The organism is Microbacterium fluvii (assembly GCF_025515205.1).
Lineage (GTDB): Bacteria > Actinomycetota > Actinomycetes > Actinomycetales > Microbacteriaceae > Microbacterium > Microbacterium fluvii.
The window spans coordinates 66783-82784 of sequence record NZ_JAOPFX010000002.1 but is presented as its reverse complement, the minus strand read 5'-3'; the positions used below and the strand labels follow the sequence as shown (position 1 = coordinate 82784).

Here is a 16002-nt window from a genome sequence, read left to right as displayed (position 1 = left end):
AGCGAAAGTATCTTCCCGCAGCTGTGTGCGGTCCGTCGTCAGGACTACTAACCGCGCGACTCGGCATGCTGAGGCTGGTGCTGCGTCGGTGGCCGTGTCGCCGTCGTCGTCCAGCTCGTCGAATTGCGAACCTGTCGCCCGTATTGATGCCCCTAGGCTTACTCCGACGCTGAAGGAGGGCGCAATGGCGGCTACGGGGTCAACAGAAGAGGCGCGTCGCGCTCTCGTCGAGCGCCAGCGGTTGGCGCTCGAAAGCGGCGAGCTCATCGAAGGCGAGATGGGCGCGAATGGTGAGGCCGGGCTGGTGACGGCTGATGACATCAACCAGAAGTACGAGCGCGGCGAGATCCGGATCGTGACCGAGGCAGGCCGATATCCTCTGGACTCGATCACCGCCCTGCTGAAGGGGAATAACTACAAGCTGGACCCCGATTACCAGCGTCGTCATCGCTGGACGGTGGATCAGAAGAGTAGACTAATTGAGTCGTTCATCATGAACGTTCCCGTTCCGCCGATCTTCCTCTATGAGTGGGACTTCAACCAATACGAGGTGATGGACGGCCTGCAGCGTATGACTGCGGTTCGCGAGTTCTACGAGGGTGCGTTCGCCCTTTCCGGCCTCGAGTACTGGCAGGAACTCGAAGGTATGCGATACGAGACGCTGCCATCGCGCATCAAGGCCGGCATCGACCGAAGATACATCTCATCGATCATCCTGTTGAAGGAAACCAGCCACGGTGATGAGGATCCGGAGCGACTTAAACGATTCGTGTTCGGCCGGATCAACACGGGTGGGGTGAAGCTGTCGCCCCAAGAAGTCCGCAATGCGCTCTACGACGGGCCGATGAACGACTTGTGCAAGGAGTTGGCTGCGAGCAAACGACTTCGCCAGCTTTGGGGTATTCCAACAGAGGTGGAAGAGCTAATCGAGCACCCCGAACGCGCCTTCGCGGACGAGAACATGCTGGACTTCGACGTGGATATCGAGGTGGGGCGTGACCCAGTTCCCGAGGACTACCGCCAGATGATCGACGTCGAACTCGTGCTCAGGTTCTTCGCGAACCGACAGCGAATGATCCACTATCGAGACAACCTTCGTGACTACCTCGATGATTACCTGAAGGCCGCGAACCAGTACGACGAGGACACGATCGATACGCTTCGTTCCCTCTACACCGACACCTTGGAACTGGCGTGGAGCATCTTCGGGCAGAACGCCTTCCGACGTACCCGAAACCATCGGTGGGGCAATGACCCGAAGGTGTCGATCTACGATGCGCTAACCAACGTCCTGTCGCGCTTGATCCCCCAAAGCGACCAGTTGATAGCGCGCAAAGATGACATCGTCGCCGGGATGGATTACTTCTACGCCACAAACGCGGTGCGCTTCAATCTCCGCGGGCAGTCTCGGTCGGATCTGATGGATCGCGAGATTCTGTTCGAAGAGTATCTGCGCTCCTTCATCTGACACACGACGAGATGGAACAGGATGTTGAAGGGGCGTGGCAGGACGCGGAAGCGCGGTTTGCCACATTCACCGCGTTCGTCGATGAATCCCATGCGTCCGCGCCCGAGGGGAACCTGGATTACGCGACAGAGCTCTACTCGGGATGGGTGTTGCTGGCGTATGCAGCGCATGAATCGGCTCTCACCGGCCTCGGCCGGGCTGCGATGGCCGTGCTGGCCAGAAATGCACCTACCCCTGATGCATTGCCCGAGGTCATGCAGGAGTGGCACCTCCGCCGGACGATTGCGTTCGCCAACGAGCTCTCCGGAGTGAATGCGCCGCGTCGAAGGGCAGGGCAGGTTCGCCTAGAAGACGTCGTTCGGAGGGCTTACACCAGCGACTGGGCCGACGTATCGATCCTGATGCGGCTAGACGCAAATGCGTGGCCGAGTAACGTCAGGGAGTGGCTGAGCCGGCTCGGAGTTTCTGGTGATCAACTTCGTTGGATGAAGGACCCCCACGGCCAATCGACTGACACTCTGGAGTCGCGCGTCTCCGAACTTGTTCAGGAGCGCAATGATCTGGCGCACGGCATTCGCCCGACAAGCGTGCGAAGCGCCGACGCGATGCGTGAATGGTCAGATGCGGTTCTTGAGTTCTCGCGGCGCGTGTCCGAGGCCATCCAAGTAACCCTGGCGACTTCGCTGAAGATCGATCTGAAACCCATCGGCGTTCGCGCCGATGAGGAGCTTGGATCCAACACAGCCGCGCTAGCGACGGTTGCGTCGCAAATCTGTGTCGGTGGACATGTCCTCTGCAAGGGCGCTGACGGTCGCGTCCACCACGGCCGCATCGTATCTATTCAGTGCGACGGAGCGGATTTAGCCGAGGTGGCGGGTGGCTCCGAGCGTGTAGCCGTCACGCTCAACCGGCCCGTCGAGGGCATGGTCCTGTACGCGCCGATCTAGCGCTCGAGTCGGTGAGGGATTCCGTGGGGCATCAGCCTCGGGGCCGATGGGGTCGTAGCGCGAGATCCCAGGAAGTGGCTGGTGTGGAAGCGCGAGCCGCTATCTTCCGTTTTGGCTCGGGTCGTGGATCGCAACACTAGCCGGGTGCACCGCTGCGCGCGGCTTGGGCGAAGATGTGCTCATGACTGACTTGAACGCCGCCTTGGCTCTCCAGGTGCTCACTGGATATCACGAGGTCCAACACACGATTGACGAGCTCCTCGCGGCCAAGTATCGATCGCTCGGGGGCTTCGGCGGGTGGATGGCCAAGCGCGCGAATCGACTCACCGACGGCGAACGACGCGGCGGGCTCCTTGCTATAGCAAGCGATGCGGGGCTGGCAGAGCGCGTGAAGCACGTGCCTAACGTGCTGGGAGACGTGAAGGCGGTCCGAGACAGCTTGGCTCACTCTATGACTCTCCACATGGTCGATGAGGGCGTCCGGGGTTTTAAGGACGGTGATCTCTTCAGCTATTCGTCGGCGCAACTCGAGCTCACTGCGTGGCGCATCTTCTGGGTTCTAGAACACGTGCTTCATACTGCCGAGGTCGCAGACCTGAGCCCGGCCGCCCCTTTCAACATCGTGCGAAGGTCCGGCGTCCGTCTGGTTGATGCGCCTCCCACGGTCGAGCCGCCCGCAAGGCCGATAGAAGATCCATCTCGGATTCCGCGCTTTGACTTGCGACACGCGCAGATGAATGAGCGGGAACGGCGGAGCCAAGAGTCGTCGGCGCCATAGACGTAGGACATGGACTGTGCGGCACGGCCCGATAGCCGGTCCTCCTGCGTTCGCACCCCCACCCGAGTTCGACCTAGCGGCACACCCCGCCCCACGCGCCCGAATACCGGGCCCGCACCGAAGCCCACGGCCGGCGCCCCAAACGAGCGCCCACCGTTCCGCTGTGCGGAACGCCCCGTGGAACGGCCGAACAGGCTGCACGATCCTCGATCGGAGCCCGCAAGGAAGCGGGCCCCGACCAGGGAGCCTCAATGACCGAGCTACGCAGCACCGCAGAACCGGCCACATCCACCGCGGCCACGCCCTCCAAGAAAGACTCGCGCCGAGCGCTCGTGTCGAGCTTTCTCGGCTCGACCGTGGAGTACTACGACTTCCTCCTCTATGGAGCAGCCGCAGGCCTCGTCTTTCCCGTCCTCTTCTTCCCCGAGACGATGGACCCGACCGTCGGAGCGATGCTCTCGTTCGTGATCCTGCTCGCGGGCTACATCTCGCGCCCGATCGGCGGCATCCTCTTCGGCCATTTCGGCGACCGGTTCGGCCGCAAGAACGTGCTGTTCATCACTCTCATGATGATGGGCGCCGTGTCGGTGCTCATCGGCCTCATGCCGACCTACGACGCGATCGGGGTCGCGGCTCCGCTGACCCTCGTGTTCCTGCGCATCGTGCAGGGCCTCGCGGTCGGCGGGGAGTGGGCCGGCGCCACGCTGATGGCGGCTGAGCATGTGAAAGAAGGGCGCCGCGGCTTCGCCGCATCCATCGCCGTCACCGGCGGCCCGACCGGCTCGGTGCTCGCGACCCTCGTGCTCGGCATCTTCGCGGGTCTTCCCGACGAGCAGTTCCTCAGCTGGGGCTGGCGCATCCCGTTCCTGCTGTCGGCAGTCATCGTGATCATCGGCCTCTACCTGCGCTACCGCGTCACCGAGTCGCCCGACTTCGCCAAGGCGCGCGAGAAGGGCGAGGTGCACACCGGCGTGCCGATCCTGCGCGTGCTCAAGAAGTACCCGCTGTCGAGCCTCTACGGCATCCTCGCCGTCGCCGGCCCCCTCTTCATGCAGGCGCTGCTGGCGGTGTGGGCCGTGCCCTACGTCGCCGCGCAGGGCGTCGTGCCTCGCCAGGACGCGCTCTACATGCTGACGTTCTCGTCGTTCGTGCACATCTTCGCCATCCCGTTCTTCGCCTGGCTGAGCGACCGCTTCGGCCGCCGCCCCGTCATGCTCGCGGGCGCCCTCATCTCGGTCGCGCTGGTGTTCCCGATGTTCGCGCTGCTGAACTCGGGCACCTACTGGGGCGTCGCTCTCGCGTTCCTCGTCGGCAACCCGATCATCCAGGCGTCGATGTACGGCCCGATCGGCGCGTTCCTGGCCGAGAAGTTCGAGACGCAAGACCGCTACACCGGCGTCTCGCTCACCTTCCAGCTCGGCTCGGTGCTCGGTGCCGGCACGGCGCCCCTCATGGCGACGTGGCTCATGGGGCTCGACAATGGCGCAGGCACCAGCAACATCGCCTGGTACTTCATCGGGCTCATCGTGGTGGGCGCGATCGCGGTGCTGCTGTCGAAAGAGACGCTGCGACGCGCGTCGAAAGACTGACGGACAACGGATGCTGACGCCTCCCGCACGGCCACCTCGCCGTGCGGGAGGTTCAGCCGTGAAAGGAGCCTCATGGCCATCTCCCCCACCCTTGACGACCTCACCACCTATGTCGACGCCTTCACCGCCCGCCGCGGCTTCGACGACATCGCGGCGACCCTCGGACTCACCCCGCACGCCGCCGACGGCACGTCGATCAGCCTGCGGATGCCCCTGACCGACGCCCTCGCCCAGGCGAACGGCATGTTCTCTGCCGCGGCCCTGTTCGGCGCCGCCGACATCGCCGGCACCTTCCTCGCGATGCAGTCCTCCGCCGAGGCCGGGCAGTTCCCGCTCGCCGTGCAGTCGAACCAGAACTTCCTGTCGAACTCGAAGGCCGACTACGCCGTCGCGACCGCACGCCTCCTCCGCGGCGGCGGCAAAGTCGCCGTCGTCGAGGTGGCGGTCGACGACGCCGCCGGCAAGCAGCTCATGCACGCGACCTTCACCTACGTGCTCTCGGAGCGCAGCCTCGGGCGCTGACGTCTCGCCTGACGGAACGACGGGATGCGGCATCCGCCCCCGCTCGGATGCAATGGGAGAGATCCGCTCGACGACGAAGGAGCCCGCCATGACCCAAGCGCTCGTGTGCATGTCGCACAGTCCTCTGCTGGAGCACACCGACCCGCCCGCCGACGTCAAGAGCGCCGTCGAGGCGGCCTTCGACCAGGTGCGCGCGTTCGCGAAGGACTTCGCCCCCGACCTCGTCGTCAACTTCGGTCCCGACCACTACAACGGCTTCTTCTACGACCTGATGCCGCCGTTCTGCATCGGCTACGAGGCGCTGGGCACGGGCGACTACGACTCGTGGGAGGGGCCGATCTCGGTGCCCACGTCGATCAGCGAGCAGCTCGCACAGTATGTGATCGACCAAGACATCGACACCGCAATCTCGCGCCGCATGGAGGTCGACCACGGTGCCGTGCAGCCGACCGAGATCATCTTCGGCGGGCTCGACGTCGTGCCGATGGTGCCGATCTTCGTCAACTCGGTCGCCCGCCCGTTCACGAAGGTCTCGCGCGTGCGCAAGTTCGGCCAGGCGGTGGGCGAGTTCTTCCGCAACTCCGACAAGCGCGTGCTGTTCATCGGCTCGGGCGGCCTGTCGCACGACCCGCCGGTGCCGCAGATCGCGACCGCGACGCCCGAGCAGCGCGAGTTCCTCGCGGTCGGCCGTCACCCCACGCCCGAGGCCCGCGCGGCCCGGCAGCAGCGCACGATCGACACCGCCATCGCGTTCGCGAAGGGCGAGGCCGACATCATGGAGCTCAACCCCGAGTGGGATCGCGGCTTTCTCGATGTCGTGCGCTCGGGCGACGTGGCGCGGTTCGACGCGTACACGGCGGATGAGATGGATGCTGTCGCCGGACACTCCTCGCACGAAGTGCGCACGTGGGTCGCGGCCTACTCCGCGCTGCGGGCGTGCGGAGAGTACGAGGTGACCTACGAGTTCTACAAGCCGATCAAGGAGTACATCGCCGGCTTCGGCGTGACCACCGCGGTGCTGAAGTGAGCGACCTCTCCGAAGCAGGGCAGGAGTTCGACTCCGACGTCGTGATCGTCGGGGCGGGGCCCGCCGGGCTCATGCTCGCGAACCTGCTCGGCGGCTACGGGCGCACCGTCACAGTGCTCGAAGCCCGCGACGACCTGATCGACTTCCCCCGTGGAGTCGGGCTCGACGACGAGTCGTTCCGTACGATCCAGGCGGTCGGCCTGGTCGACACCGTGCGCCCGCACACCAATCCGCACCACATCATGCGGCTGGTCAACGGCGCCGGCAAGGTGATCCTGGTCAACGACCCGAAGACCGACGAGTTCGGCTGGGAGCGCAAGCACGGCTTCATCCAGCCCGAGGTCGACCGCGCCCTCTACGAGGGCCTGGCCCGCTTCGACGGCGTGCGGGTGCTGTTCGGCCACGAGGTCGACGACGTCGTCGAAGACGCCGACGCGGTCACCGCGATCGCGCGCACCACGGGCGGCGAGGTGCGCATCCGCGCGCGGTATCTCGTCGGCTGCGAGGGCGGCAAGTCGCCCACCCGCAAGCGCCTCGGCACGACGTTCGAGGGCGAATCGCCCGCGACCCGCTGGCTCGTCGTCGACGTCAACAACGACCCGCTGGGCACCCCCAACGTGTTCCTCGGCGCCGACCCGAAGCGCCCCTACGTCTCGATCGGCCTGCCGCACGCCGTGCGCCGCTGGGAGTTCATGCTCAGAGACGGCGAGACCGAAGAGCAGGTCACCGACCCCGCCTTCGTCGACGCGCTGCTGCGCGACCACGTGCCCGACCCGTCGTCGCTCGACTTCATCCGCCGCCGCGTCTTCACCCACCACGGCCGGGTCGCCGGCTCGTTCCGCAAGGGCCGTCAGATGATCGCCGGCGACGCCGCCCACCTCATGCCGGTGTGGATGGGGCAGGGCTGGAACTCCGGCGTCCGCGACGCCACCAACCTCGCCTGGAAGCTCGCCACCGTGCTCCGCGGGCAGGCAGCCGACACCCTGCTCGACACCTACACTGCCGAACGGAAAGAACACGCGCAGGCGATGGTCGACCTGTCCCTCACGTTCGGCAAGTTCATCAAGATCACGAACCCGATCGTCGCCGCGGGGCGGGATGCAGCATCCACCGTCCTCAATCTGTTCCCCGGCGTGAAGAGCTACTTCGCCGACATGCGCTTCAAGCCCATGCCCCGCTACACCCGCGGCGTGCTCGCCGACCCCAACACGATCGCGAGCGGTGTCGCCGCCCCCACCCTCACCCGCCGCCTCGTGCCGGTGCGCTCGGCCAACACCGACGTGTCGCCGGTGGGCGTGCAGTTCATCCAGCCGCGGGTCATGTCGGCGGATGCCGTCGACGCACGCCTCGACGACGTCATCGGCCCGTGGTGGTCGGTCATCGTCTGGGGCAACAGCCCCGAAGACGTGCTGCCCGAGCGCTCCCTCGCGCAGCTGCGCGAGCTCGGCGCGCGCCTGGTCGCGATCGTGCCCGAGACGCAGCGCCCGTGGCTCGAGTGTGCCGCGGGGCCCGACGTGCTCGTGCTCGGCGACCACACCGGGCGAGTGAAGACCTGGTTCGACGACCGCCCCACCCCGATGGTGTTCCTGCGCCCCGACCGCTTCGTCGCCGGCGCCTGCCTCGCCCAGGACGGGCCCGCGACCCTCGACGCGATCCTCCGCGCGATGTCTTTCCGGCAGGCGGCGAGCACATCCACGCCGACCCCGGTCGAGACCCCCGCCGCAGCGAAGCTCGCCAGAGCCTGAGGTCTCCTCGCTGAGCGCGGGTCGAAGTGGGAAGCCGCAGGGCTCGCGTTCAGTCGTCGTAAACGGCGACCCGCAGTGCGCTCCGGTCGCCGTACGTGACGACTGAACGCAGGGGGCATACGTTCAGTCGTCGTACACGGCGACCCGCAGCGCGCGCGGGTCGCCGTACGTGACGACTGAAGCCAGGGGGCAGCGGACCCGAGGCGTCAGGCGTGGCGGCTGAGGTAGGCGCCGATGACCTCGTTGAACTCGTCGGCGCGCTCGACCTGCGACCAGTGGCCGCACTGGCTGAAGATGTGCGCGTCGGCGTGCGGGATGACGTTCAGCAGCTCCCACGTGCGCGAGACGGGGATGACCGCATCCTGCACGCCGTGGATCAGCAGCACCGGCACCTCGAGCCCGGCGAGCACGTCAAAGTCCAGCGGCAGCTCGGTGCGGTCGCGGTCGCGCGCGGCGACGACCTCGGCGAGGCGGTCGGAGGCGGTGTCGTTGAGCGCCGACGCGTAGCGCAGCGAGACGAGCTCGTCGGTGACGAGACTCTTGTCGACGACGAACAGTTCGAGGGTCTTGCGGATGCCCTCTTCGGTGAGCACCGGGTTGGAGTGCCCCTGCAGCGCCTGGGTGAGTTTGGCGCCGCCGGTGCCCATCGACACGATGCCGAGCAGCCGCTCGGGGTGGTCGATCGCGAACTGGAAGGCGAGCCATCCGCCCAGCGAATTGCCGACGATCCAGGTCTTCTCGATGCCGAGCGCGTCGAGCACGCGCACGGCGTGCTCGACCCATTCGCGGATGCCGTAGGCGGTGCCGTCGGCGACGACGGTCTGGCCGTAGCCGATCGAGTCGATCGCGATGCACCGGCCGTGCTGCGATAGCTCGGGCAGGTTCAGCCACCAGTTCGCCGCCGCAGTGACGCCGGTGCCCGACCCGTGCAGGAACAGGATCGGCGTCCCCGACCCGAGCTCGTGGTAGTGGGTCAGCTCACCGGGCGCAGTCTGAAGCCATCGGTCGTCGAGGCCGAAGAACGGGTCGGTCGTGTAGGCGGGGGTATCCACGGTCATGGATGCTGTCTCCTCAGGCACGGGTGGCCGCCAGGTCGAGGGCGATGTCGGTGATCATGTCTTCCTGCCCGCCGATGAGCCGGCGAGCGCCGACCTCGACGAGGATGTCGCGGGCGTCGAGCCCGAACCGCTCTGCGGCCAGCTCCGCGTGCCGCAGGAACGACGAGTAGGCACCCGCGTAGCCGACCGATAGGGTCTCGCGATCGACCTGCACCGGCCGGTCGTGCAACGGGCGCACGAGGTCGTCGGCGGCATCCTGCAGCGCGAAGAGGTCAGCGTTCACGTCCCACCCCTGCAGCTTCGCGACCGCGACGAACGGCTCGATGGGGGTGTTGCCTGCGCCGGCGCCGTGCCCGGCGAGCGACACGTCGACGCGGTACGCGCCCTCTTCGACGGCGACCACCGAGTTCGCGACCGCGAGCGACAGGTTCTGGTGGGCGTGGATGCCGATCTGGGTCTCGGGGTTCAGCACGTCGCGGTAGGCGCGCACACGGTCGCGCACGCCGTCCATCGTCAGGCGGCCGGCTGAGTCGGTGACGTAGACGCAGTTCGCGCCGTACGACTCCATGAGCTTGGCCTGCTGCGCGAGCGAGGCGGGGTCGGAGAGGTGGCTCATCATGAGGAACCCCGACACGTCCATGCCCCACTCGCGGGCGGCGGAGATGTGCTGGGCCGATACGTCGGCCTCGGTCGCGTGCGTGGCCACACGCACGCTCTTCACGCCGAGCTCGTGGGCCCGCTTGAGCTCGTGCAGCGTGCCGATGCCCGGCAGCAGCAGGGTCGTCAGCACCGCGTCCTTCACGACGGCGGCGACCGCCTCGATCCACTCCCAGTCGGTGTGCGACCCGGGGCCGTAGATGAGCGACGAGCCGGCGAGCCCGTCGCCGTGCGACACCTCGATCGCATCGACGCCGGCGGCATCGAGCGCCGCCGCGATCTGCGCGGCCTTGGCCGGTTCGATGCGGTGGCGGATGGCGTGCATGCCGTCGCGCAGCGTGACGTCTTGCAGATAGATCTTCTTCGTCATGCGACGACCTCCTTCTGGCGTGCGCCGGTCACGAGCCGCTCGGCCGTGCGCAGCGCGGCGCTGGTCATGATGTCGAGGTTCCCGGCGTACTCGGGCAGATACATCGCCGCCCCCTCCACCTCGAGGAACACGCTGACGCGGGTGTATCCGCCCGGCTGCACGCGATCCGAAGGCACGAGTCCATCGGCCTCTGCCCCCTGGTCCACGAACTGCACGGTCTGCTTCAGGCGGTACCCGGGCACGTAGTCGGCGACCTCGCCGACGCGGGCGGCGACAGCATCCTCGATCCGTGCCTTCGTGGCGTCGTCGAGGCGCGAGGTGAGCACCTGCACGGTGTCGCGCATGATCATGGGGGGCTCGGCCGGGTTGAGGATGATGATCGCCTTGCCGCGCGCCGCTCCCCCGACCTGCTCGATCGCCGCCGACGTCGTCTCGGTGAACTCGTCGATGTTCGCTCGGGTGCCGGGGCCGGCAGAGCGCGACGCGATCGATGCGACGATCTCGCCGTAGTGCACCGGGGTGACCGAGTTGATCGCCGCGACGATCGGGATCGTGGCCTGCCCGCCGCACGTGACCATGTTGATGTCGGGCGCGTCGAGGTGCTCGTCGAGGTTCACCGCCGGCACGACATACGGGCCGATCGCGGCCGGCGTCAGGTCGATGAGCTTCTTGCCCAGCGGCAGGAGCTTGGCGGCATTCGCCTTGTGGGCACCGGCGCTCGTCGCATCGAAAACGATCTCGATCTCGTCGAACTGCGGGCTCGCGATCAGCCCGTCGACACCGTCGTGCGTGGTCTCGAACCCGAGCCGGCCCGCCCGCGCGAGCCCGTCGGATGCGGGGTCGATGCCGACCATGACGCCCATGTCGAGCACCGACGACAGCCGGATGACCTTGAACATGAGGTCGGTGCCGATGTTGCCCGAGCCGATGATCGCGACCTTCGTCTTGGTCATGATTACTCCTTCAGCGGGATGTCTTCGAGGATGTGCGGCTGGGCGAGCACCCAGTCGGGCTCGGTCACGAGCAGCGAGAACGCACCGGCGCGCGTCTCGACGTCGACGACGTAGCGGAAGCCGGCGTCTTCGGCCCAGGCGATCGCGTCGAGGTCGCGCTCGGGCACCGGCAGCACGACGCGCCGGCAGCGCGGGTCGTCGTCGAGGAGGCGCGCGGTGAGGGCGGCGACGGCGGATGCTGTCGGGTCGCCCTCGATGACCAGTTCGCGGTCGTGGGTGCCCGCCGGATAGGCGTCAGCGAGCTCGCTCGCGCGGGCCCGGCGCACGCCCACGCGGGCGTGACCAGAGCCGGCACTGTCGACGACGGCGACGTCGTCGAGCGCGGCCGGGAGCACGAGGCCGGGGAACGGAGTGGTCATAGGTCGTCACCTCCTGCGGCGGTTGCGAAGCCCCGCACGCCGATGCCGCCGTCGGCGTGGATGACCGTGCCGGTGATGACGCTCGCGTTGCGCTTCGACGCCAGCAGCACGTACGGCCCCGTCGAGTCGTCGGGGTCGGTCGAGGCGTCGTGGAGCGGCAGCCACATGTTCGGGCCGCGCTCTCCGTCGCGCTTCGCGAACGACTGCTCGATCGAGCGGTCTTTCAAGCCCGCCGATTCGGGACCGCGCAGGTCGGTGCGCAGGCCCCCGACTGCGACCCCGTTCACCCGCACCTTGGGCGCCAGCTCGTAGGCGAGCTGGGTCACGAGGCCCCGCGTGGCGTGCTTGGCCGCCGTGTAGACGGGGCCGCCGCCGGCCGCGTAGTACGCGGCGTTCGAGAGCGTCATCACGATCGACCCCTCGGTCTTCACGAGCTCGCGCCACGCGGTCGAGACCGTCAGCAGATAGCCCTTGACGTTGATGTCGAACAGCTCGTCGTAGATCGCGCCGATCTCGTCGGGCGTCGTGCGGCTGATCGAGCGGTTGAAGTCCCAGATGCCGGCGTTGGGCACGAGCACGTCGAGCTTGCCGAACCGCTCCACGGTCGCCGCGACCGCCGCCGACAGGTCGTCGGCCGAGCGCACGTCGCCGACCAGCGGCAGCACGCGGTCGGCATCCGCCCCCGCCGCCTCGACGGTCGACTGCAGCCGGTCGAGCTCGCGCCCGAACACGGCGACCGACGCACCCTCGCGCAGGTAGCGCAGCGCGACGGCGCGGCCGATGCCGGAGCCGGCGCCGGTGATCAGCGCGACGTCGCCGTCGAGCCAGCCGGTGGTGGTCATGTCTTCGCTTTCGATGGGGTTCAGAAGAAGGTGGAGATGTTCTTCATGAGCAGCACGTTCTGCTCGAAGAGGATCGTGCGCTTGACGACCTCGAAGCCGTGGGCGCCCGCGCGACGGATCACGTCGTTGCGGCCGCCGGCATAGATGTCGACCTCGGTGTGCAGCCGGTTGCGGTAGACGATGAAAGCGCTGCGCACCTGCAGCAGATCATCGCTGCGCTCGCGCGCCGAGATGTTCGAGACGAGATGGCGGGTGCGGCTGGGCGGGTCTTCTGCCCACGCCATGCCGGAGTCGTAACGGCGGATGCGCCAGGCCAGCGAATCGCGGGTCTCGTCGTAGAACGCCGACTCGCCGGGCGCGGCGATCGACAGCGCCTGCTGCCGGCGCAGCCGGTTGGAGCGGATGGGCGCCCAGTAGTGCAGGTCTTCGGCGAGCATCTCGAGCCAGTCGGCGAAGCGGCCGTCGTCGAGGAACTCTGCTTCCAGGTTGTAGAACTGCGTGAGCTCGAAGTGGGTCTGCATGTCGGCCAGGCGCATCCCGTCGATCTCGTCGTCGAGGATGCTGGTCGACGCCGACGTGGCGCCGTTGAGCGTCGCCGGGTTCAGGCGGAAGGCGTCGGTCATGATTCCATCTCAGTTCGGTTCGGACTCTTGTTCCATCGGATGTGCCGACCGGCGGCACGGATGCCGCAGGCTCAGCGGGCGGCACGCAGCAGCGACCGCAGCGCCACGCCGGGGTCGGCGAGCTCCGCCTCGGAGACCGGGATGCGCTGGTCGATCAGACGCCGCGCGGCGCGCACGGTGTTGTTGTCGTCGACGGCCGCGGCCCCCACCAGCACGCCGTCTTCGACGAGGAAGACCGCGGGGTGAGCACCGCCGTCGCGCACGACGATCTCGCCGGGGCCCGAGAGGCGCCCGGTGGCTTCGAGGTGCACACCGTGGCGGTCCGACCAGAACCACGTGGCGCCGCGCGCGGGCACTTCGAGCCCGAGCATGCCGTAGGCGGCATGCTGGCCGCTCAGCTGCGCGGCCTCCCAGTGCTCCTCGCGGCGGTGCAGGCTGCCGTCGTCGTCGCGGCGGCGCGCGACGTCGCCCGCGGCGAACACTCGCGGTGCGCTCGTGCGGTAGGCGGCGTCGACGAGGATGCCGTTGTCGGTCTCGATGCCGGCATCCGCGGCGAGCTCGGTGTTGGGCACGAGCCCCACGCCCACGACGACCAGATCGGCCTCGAGCCGCGGCCCCTCGTCGACGGCGACGACGAGGCGGTCGCCGTGCTGTTCGATCGCGGCGGTGACCCCGACGACGACCTCGACGCCGTGGGTGGCGTGCATGTCGTGCAGGTGGGTCGCGAGCACCTCCCCGACGGCGGGCAGCAGCGGCACGGCGACGGGGTCGACGAGGGTGACGCCTGCTCCCGCGTGCAGCAGCGACGAGGCGAGCTCGGCGCCGATGAGCCCGGCCCCGATCACCACGCCCCGGGTCCCCGGTGCGACGCGGTCGCGGATCGCGACGGCATCCGCGAACGAACGCAGCACGTGCACGCCGGGCAGATCGTTGCCGGGGATCTGCAGCGTGCGGGCCCGGCCGCCGACGGTCAGCAGCACCGTGTCAGCCTCGACGACGGAGCCGTCGTCGAGCGAGACGTACTCGCCGCTCGGGTCGATCGAGGCGACCGTGCGGCCGAAGATCGCGTCGATGCGCTTGGCCTGCAGCTTCTCGGCGGTGGCGAAGGCGAGCGAGTCGACGGTGAAGTCGTCGTCGAACAGCCGCTTGCTCAGCGGCGGCCGATCGTAGGCCGCGGGCTCCGAGTCGATGAGCGTGATCGGGCCCTCATGCCCGAGGGCGCGCAGCTGCTCCGCGGCGCTGAAGCCGGCCAGGCCCGCCCCGACGATGACGACGCGGCCGGCGTCGCGCGGGGTGCTCATGAGGCGACCCGGTCGGGGTTGGGCACGAGCCGGATGTCGCTGCCGTCGACGATGAGTCGGTGGCAGGCGACGTTCTCGGTCGCCGGCATCGAGAGCACCTCGCCGTTGCGCAGGCAGAACTTGCCGGCGTGCAGCGGGCACTCGATGACGCCGTCGTCGATCCACCCGTCAGACAGCGACGCCTCTTCGTGCGAGCACGTGTCGTCGAGGGCGAAGAACTCGCCGCCGTCGTTGAAGATCGCGATGTCGTCAACGGTGCCGGTGACGGCGGCATCGATCTTGATCGCCTCGCCGTCGGGCACGTCGTCGGTCTGGGCGACCAGGATTCCCTCGCTCATCGGCTCTGCTCCTCTTCGTGCCACGCGGGCGTGTTCATCAGCTCGGCCCAGCGGCCGTAGAAGCGGCGCCCGGCGGCGTCGCTGTAGAGCGCACTGGTCGATCCGGGGTAGACCCCGTCGTCGGTCTCGCTGCCCATGCCCATCTGGTAGTTCAGCGGGATGGTGTTGGTGCGCCAGCCGTGCGAGATCGCCTGGATCTCGCTCCAGTTCTCGCCGTCGTCCTGCTCGAAGATGCCCGACGGCCCGAACGTGCGCAGGTTGTAGAGGCGCTGCGCGGTGCGCACCTCTTCCGACATGGACTTGTCGAGCACGGTCCAGGTCCACACCTCCATCTCGTCGGGCCCCTTCGGGTGCCACACGCGGATCGAGCCGTTGACCGGCAGGTACGAGAAGTTCGGGAAGACGGTGGCGTGGCCTGTGGTGAGCGGGCCGTGCACGCGGGCCTCGCCGAGGCGCTCGGTGAGGGCCTGGTAGTCGTAGTGCTGGTGCACCGGCAGCGCATCGAAGCGGCTCTTCGGATGCGTGGGGAACCCCGTGCCGTTTCCGTGCTCGTCGGAGAACTGCCGCCCGGGGGTGTTCGCGATCTCGGCCTTGGGGCCCTTTCCGGTGGGCGAGAGCACCATGAGCGCCGAGGCGTGCGACATGTTCACGTGGTACCAGTCGGTGCCGAACTGCTCGGCCGCGAGCTTCCAGTTGCCCTTGAGCACCCACTTGGTGATGCCACCGACGACCGTGGTGCCCTCGCTGTCTCGATCCAGGAAGGCCTCCATGTAATACTTCATGTCGCCCAGCTGCTCGTCGAGCGGGATCGCCTTGGGGTTCCAGGTGGCGAAGATGAGCCCGAGCACGGTGTCGAGCTGGGCGACCTCCTGCAGGCCCCACTCGCTGCGGTCCCAGCTCTCGGCCGGGTACCCGTCTTCGTTCGGGACGCTGATGAGCTTGCCTTCGAGGTCGTACGACCAGCCGTGGTACGTGCAGGTGAAGGCGCGGGTCGTGCCGTAGTCGGCGCGCAGCACGCGGGCGCCGCGGTGCCGGCAGGAGTTGAGGAAGGCGCGGATGCGGCCGCTCTTGTCTTTCGTGACGATCACGGGGTCTTCGCCCATATACGTCGTGAAGAAGTCGCCGGCCTTCTGCAGCTGGTCGACGTGCCCGAGGAAGAGCCAGCTGGTCGCGAAGACGCGGGCCTGCTCCTGGTCGTAGAGCCGCCTGTCGGTGAAGATCGAGCGGTCGACGAGGCCGTTGCGACTGTCGACGAGGCCCGAGACATCGATGTCGGGGCCGTAGCCGGCGGGCCGGCAGAGGTCGCCGGTGGGGAAGAGCTGCCGCTCGCCCTCATGGGTGCTGGGGAGTTGCGTGATCGTCATC

16 protein-coding genes are annotated in these 16002 nt (G+C 67.9%); 7 read left to right on the top strand and 9 right to left on the bottom strand.

Annotated elements, in window-relative coordinates; all coding sequences use genetic code 11:
- The first annotated feature begins 184 nt into the window (after positions 1 to 184).
- The 7 genes from OAW74_RS09065 (at position 185) to mhpA (ending at position 8076) form a co-directional block, all read left to right on the top strand.
- Positions 185 to 1468, top strand: a complete 1284-nt coding sequence (locus tag OAW74_RS09065) for a DUF262 domain-containing protein (RefSeq protein WP_262874037.1) — start codon at positions 185 to 187, stop codon at positions 1466 to 1468.
- Positions 1469 to 1479: 11 nt separating this feature from the next.
- On the top strand, positions 1480 to 2415 hold the full coding sequence (locus OAW74_RS09060) for a HEPN domain-containing protein (protein ID WP_262874036.1): 936 nt from the start codon (positions 1480 to 1482) through the stop codon (positions 2413 to 2415).
- A 181-nt stretch (positions 2416 to 2596) separates the two neighbouring features.
- Positions 2597 to 3193, top strand: coding sequence for a hypothetical protein (locus tag OAW74_RS09055; RefSeq protein WP_262874035.1), 597 nt, complete (start codon positions 2597 to 2599; stop codon positions 3191 to 3193).
- A 251-nt stretch (positions 3194 to 3444) separates the two neighbouring features.
- Complete coding sequence (locus OAW74_RS09050; RefSeq protein ID WP_262874034.1) at positions 3445 to 4782, top strand: MFS transporter; 1338 nt, start codon at positions 3445 to 3447, stop codon at positions 4780 to 4782.
- Between the two features lie 72 nt (positions 4783 to 4854).
- Positions 4855 to 5304, top strand: a complete 450-nt coding sequence (locus OAW74_RS09045) for a PaaI family thioesterase (protein ID WP_262874033.1) — start codon at positions 4855 to 4857, stop codon at positions 5302 to 5304.
- Between the two features lie 88 nt (positions 5305 to 5392).
- Positions 5393 to 6331, top strand: coding sequence for a 3-carboxyethylcatechol 2,3-dioxygenase (locus OAW74_RS09040; protein ID WP_262874032.1), 939 nt, complete (start codon positions 5393 to 5395; stop codon positions 6329 to 6331).
- Positions 6328 to 8076 (top strand): bifunctional 3-(3-hydroxy-phenyl)propionate/3-hydroxycinnamic acid hydroxylase MhpA, encoded by a 1749-nt coding sequence (gene mhpA / locus OAW74_RS09035; RefSeq protein ID WP_262874031.1) that lies wholly within the window; start codon positions 6328 to 6330, stop codon positions 8074 to 8076. The genes OAW74_RS09040 and mhpA overlap by 4 nt, the downstream gene beginning before the upstream one ends.
- Before the next feature lie 206 nt (positions 8077 to 8282).
- On the opposite strand, the gene OAW74_RS09030 is transcribed toward mhpA, so the two are convergent.
- The 9 genes from OAW74_RS09030 to OAW74_RS08990 all read right to left on the bottom strand — a co-directional run bounded on the left by OAW74_RS09030 (position 8283) and on the right by OAW74_RS08990 (position 16001).
- Positions 8283 to 9134 (bottom strand): alpha/beta fold hydrolase, encoded by an 852-nt coding sequence (locus OAW74_RS09030; protein ID WP_262874030.1) that lies wholly within the window; start codon positions 9132 to 9134, stop codon positions 8283 to 8285.
- Between the two features lie 13 nt (positions 9135 to 9147).
- Complete coding sequence (dmpG, locus tag OAW74_RS09025) at positions 9148 to 10161, bottom strand: 4-hydroxy-2-oxovalerate aldolase (protein WP_262874029.1); 1014 nt, start codon at positions 10159 to 10161, stop codon at positions 9148 to 9150.
- Complete coding sequence (locus tag OAW74_RS09020) at positions 10158 to 11114, bottom strand: acetaldehyde dehydrogenase (acetylating) (RefSeq protein ID WP_262874028.1); 957 nt, start codon at positions 11112 to 11114, stop codon at positions 10158 to 10160. The genes dmpG and OAW74_RS09020 overlap by 4 nt, the downstream gene beginning before the upstream one ends.
- A 2-nt stretch (positions 11115 to 11116) precedes the next feature.
- Positions 11117 to 11533, bottom strand: a complete 417-nt coding sequence (locus OAW74_RS09015; RefSeq protein WP_262874027.1) for an acetyltransferase — start codon at positions 11531 to 11533, stop codon at positions 11117 to 11119.
- On the bottom strand, positions 11530 to 12375 hold the full coding sequence (locus OAW74_RS09010; RefSeq protein WP_262874026.1) for an SDR family NAD(P)-dependent oxidoreductase: 846 nt from the start codon (positions 12373 to 12375) through the stop codon (positions 11530 to 11532). The genes OAW74_RS09015 and OAW74_RS09010 overlap by 4 nt, the downstream gene beginning before the upstream one ends.
- Positions 12376 to 12395: 20 nt before the next feature.
- Positions 12396 to 12998, bottom strand: coding sequence for an aromatic-ring-hydroxylating dioxygenase subunit beta (locus OAW74_RS09005; protein ID WP_262874025.1), 603 nt, complete (start codon positions 12996 to 12998; stop codon positions 12396 to 12398).
- Positions 12999 to 13069: 71 nt separating this feature from the next.
- Positions 13070 to 14299, bottom strand: coding sequence for an NAD(P)/FAD-dependent oxidoreductase (locus tag OAW74_RS09000; RefSeq protein WP_262874024.1), 1230 nt, complete (start codon positions 14297 to 14299; stop codon positions 13070 to 13072).
- Positions 14296 to 14637 carry a non-heme iron oxygenase ferredoxin subunit gene (locus OAW74_RS08995; protein ID WP_262874023.1) on the bottom strand — a complete coding sequence of 114 codons (342 nt, stop codon included), beginning with the start codon at positions 14635 to 14637 and terminating at the stop codon, positions 14296 to 14298. Before OAW74_RS08995 ends, OAW74_RS09000 begins: the two co-directional genes overlap by 4 nt.
- Positions 14634 to 16001, bottom strand: a complete 1368-nt coding sequence (locus tag OAW74_RS08990; RefSeq protein WP_262874022.1) for an aromatic ring-hydroxylating oxygenase subunit alpha — start codon at positions 15999 to 16001, stop codon at positions 14634 to 14636. Before OAW74_RS08990 ends, OAW74_RS08995 begins: the two co-directional genes overlap by 4 nt.
- Between the last annotated feature and the right edge of the window lies 1 nt (position 16002).